The organism is Gelidibacter sp. (assembly GCF_039916245.1).
Taxonomy (GTDB): domain Bacteria; phylum Bacteroidota; class Bacteroidia; order Flavobacteriales; family Flavobacteriaceae; genus Gelidibacter.
This window is the reverse complement of the sequence record NZ_JBDSLS010000002.1, coordinates 1-2,737: the sequence shown is the minus strand read 5'-3', so window position 1 is coordinate 2,737 and position 2,737 is coordinate 1. Positions and strand designations below refer to the sequence as shown.

Annotated in this window: 4 protein-coding genes and 1 tRNA gene; 1 reads left to right on the top strand and 4 read right to left on the bottom strand. The window is 32.8% G+C overall.

The features are described 5' to 3' along the window. Window positions 1-185: hypothetical protein (locus tag ABIQ28_RS00155; protein WP_348034721.1), on the top strand; the 185-nt coding region annotated here is incomplete at its 5' end. Window positions 186-728: 543 nt separating this feature from the next. Here ABIQ28_RS00155 and ABIQ28_RS00150 read toward each other — a convergent pair. The 4 genes from ABIQ28_RS00150 to mce form a co-directional block, all read right to left on the bottom strand. Beyond that, window positions 729-1,418 (bottom strand): hypothetical protein, encoded by a 690-nt coding sequence (locus tag ABIQ28_RS00150; RefSeq protein WP_348034720.1) that lies wholly within the window; start codon window positions 1,416-1,418, stop codon window positions 729-731. A gap of 218 nt (window positions 1,419-1,636) precedes the next feature. Next, complete coding sequence (locus tag ABIQ28_RS00145) at window positions 1,637-1,876, bottom strand: hypothetical protein (RefSeq protein ID WP_348034719.1); 240 nt, start codon at window positions 1,874-1,876, stop codon at window positions 1,637-1,639. Between the two features lie 392 nt (window positions 1,877-2,268). Further along, window positions 2,269-2,342 (bottom strand) — tRNA-Ile (locus ABIQ28_RS00140). Between the two features lie 50 nt (window positions 2,343-2,392). Continuing rightward, window positions 2,393-2,737: methylmalonyl-CoA epimerase (gene mce / locus ABIQ28_RS00135; protein WP_348034718.1), on the bottom strand; the 345-nt coding region annotated here is incomplete at its 5' end.

Sequence of the window (2,737 nt, the reverse complement as noted above, 5' to 3'; positions counted from 1 at the left end):
GTTTGTTTAAGAAAATAAGGGAAGGTATAAAAGCAAAAGACACACCCTGGGACGCTGTGCAAATGGGTAGCGTGGTGTGTACTGTTGGTGCAAATATACCAATTTTATCTCGATTATTATATATAAGTATCATCTTTATTATTATCACTGAGACCGTTAATATTGTTCAACTTAGCACACTTTAAGTTAAATATTTACAAATAATAGCTCCATGTTGCATATGTAGATGTGCAATTTCTAGCGATAATTGCACATTGGACTATGCAGTATAGTTATATATCATAAAATTACATTCAAAATAAATGTCTAAAGTTCATCTAAATTATTTATTTAGCTAGACCTTAGTCACTTCAAAACCACTACTAAGCATATTGTTACGTATAATAAAATCTATATTTCATCTAAATCTCGTCTAAAGTTCGTTTAAAATTATAACTATTTAGCTAAACCTCTTATTGTAAAATATATTGGCTATTTCGGAGTGATTGTGCCATTATCCAAACATTTTTTTAAAGTCTTTCGTGAAATAATCTCGTACTGATTCGTTAACTCCCGTAGGTTTGTTATAGAAAAATAAGTTTATTTCAACTTCTTTATCGTGGTACTTTATTGTATGCCCCTTAAAGATATTTTCATAACCCTAGGCTTTATCTTCCGTGTTACCTGTTCCAACAACATTTCCTTTGGGGTCAATGAATTTTATTATCAATTTATCTGAATCTTTTGGTTTAAGCCAAAAAATAAAATCGAAAGAAGTTTCTAAATTCTTGCTCTCGAGTGTCGTAATATGGAATAGATACATTGTCTGTTGTTTCATCTATCTTGGAGAAATACCACCACTCATATTTTTCAAGTTTGTCTCTGTTTTCTTGAAGTTTTTTTAGAAATTCAATTTCTGAAGGAACCCATACAATGTGTTTGAAAAGTTGTTTGTGCGCATCCGAAGTTAGAATGATTGGATTGTAGTAATGCTCAACTAAAAAATCTGTATTTAATTCGAGTTTCAATCCGTTGTAAGTATAGTTGTTCGGTTTATCCTTCCGATTGAATAAATCGAGTTGTTCTTGTAATTGTTGGTCATCGAGTTTTTTTGCAGAATAAGCAGCAATAATATCACTTACTGAATCATATTCGGATTTACTGCCTTTTATTGAGTCAATAATTGCTTGTTCTAATAATTCAAGTTCATTATCAGGTAGGTTATCAACTTCTATTTTTTCAAAATGATTTATTTCAGTTAAAACAGGTTCAAAAGACTTTAAACGCTTAGGTTTCTGATGGAAGTGCTGATTTAAAAGCAAGAGATTATCTATAGGTTTTCGATTTGACTTTGAAATTGTAAAATTGAAATTTGTTTCTACTCTTATTTTTTCTAAAGCTGAAATTAAAGTCTTTGAGACATTGATTGGTGCTTGCATCAATACCACTTTATCTTTTTCACCTGAGCTTGCTCCAACAAATTCTATAAGGTCATTATATTCATCTTTGTTTATTGAATACGCAGGAATGTCTACGATTACCTCTTCATATTTTGGAATAACTAATTCTTGTGGTATGGAAGTCTTTGATATATGCTTTATGGTTTTCCAATCATCAGCATCCTTTTCTCTACTTAAATTTTCAGTAATATTTTTAATTACTTCTTTTTAGTAGCAAACAAAAACAAACTTTCTAACGGTAAGTTCCTTTTCAGAATGTCTGCTTTAGATTTTATGTCTATAAATCTAGAAAGCGTTTGTGTTTCCTCTGGACTTACTATGTAATCAAGACGTTTTCTAATACCCGAAACTGGTTGAATTCTTACTCCACGGCCTATTGCTTGTAATACAAATTTTTGTGCGCCTTCATCTACTCCAATATTGATAAAGTTTACCACATTAGGTCGATTACTGTCCCAGCCTTATGTGAAAATACTTATTTTTTGAGATTTTATGACCAAGCTTACTTTCATTTTTATTTACGTAGCACATTCAATTCCGGGCTTTAATCATATGATTATTTTAATTTGTTATGGTCTTAAGGCTTCCTGATTTAAAAAGGACCTGATGGTTGGTTTGAGGGAATGAAGAGAAAAGTTTTACTAGTGGATTTTTATTTCAAAGAAAATAAGATCCTTGCAGTTGTGATATAGAAGGGTTTGCCAGGATGCGATGTTCGTAATTCTGGAAAGCGCCCATTTAAAGTCCATTCAAAAATTTAATGTGAGTATGAAGCAGTGCCTCACTGAATTAAGAGAATAAAAAAACCCTTCGATTTGAAGGGTTTTAGTGGTCCCACCTGGGCTCGAACCAGGGACCACTTGATTATGAGTCAAGTGCTCTAACCAGCTGAGCTATAGGACCGGTTAAAGAGGATGCAATATTACTACTTATTTTAAAATACTACAACAAATTTAGGATTTTATCTCTTGACATAATTCAATCAAAACCCCATTGGTGCTTTTGGGGTGTAAAAATGCGACCAACTTATTATCGGCGCCTTTTTTAGGGGTTTTGTTGAGCACCGTAAAGCCCTCATTTGAAAGCCGTTCTATTTCTGCTTCAATATCATCAACGGCAAAGGCGATGTGATGGATGCCCTCCCCTTTCTTTTCAATAAATTTAGCAATAGGACTATCTGCCGAAGTCGCTTCCAATAATTCTATTTTATTGGGGCCTGTTTCAAAAAAAGAAGTGCGCACACCTTCGCTTTCAACAGCTTCAATTTTATAGTGTGGTTTTCCGAAAAGTGCAGCAAA

Excerpts from the sequence above, each read along its gene's own strand:
- ABIQ28_RS00150 (WP_348034720.1), bottom strand. The coding sequence starts at position 1,418 with ATGCAAGCACCAATCAATGTCTCAAAGACTTTAATTTCAGCTTTAGAA.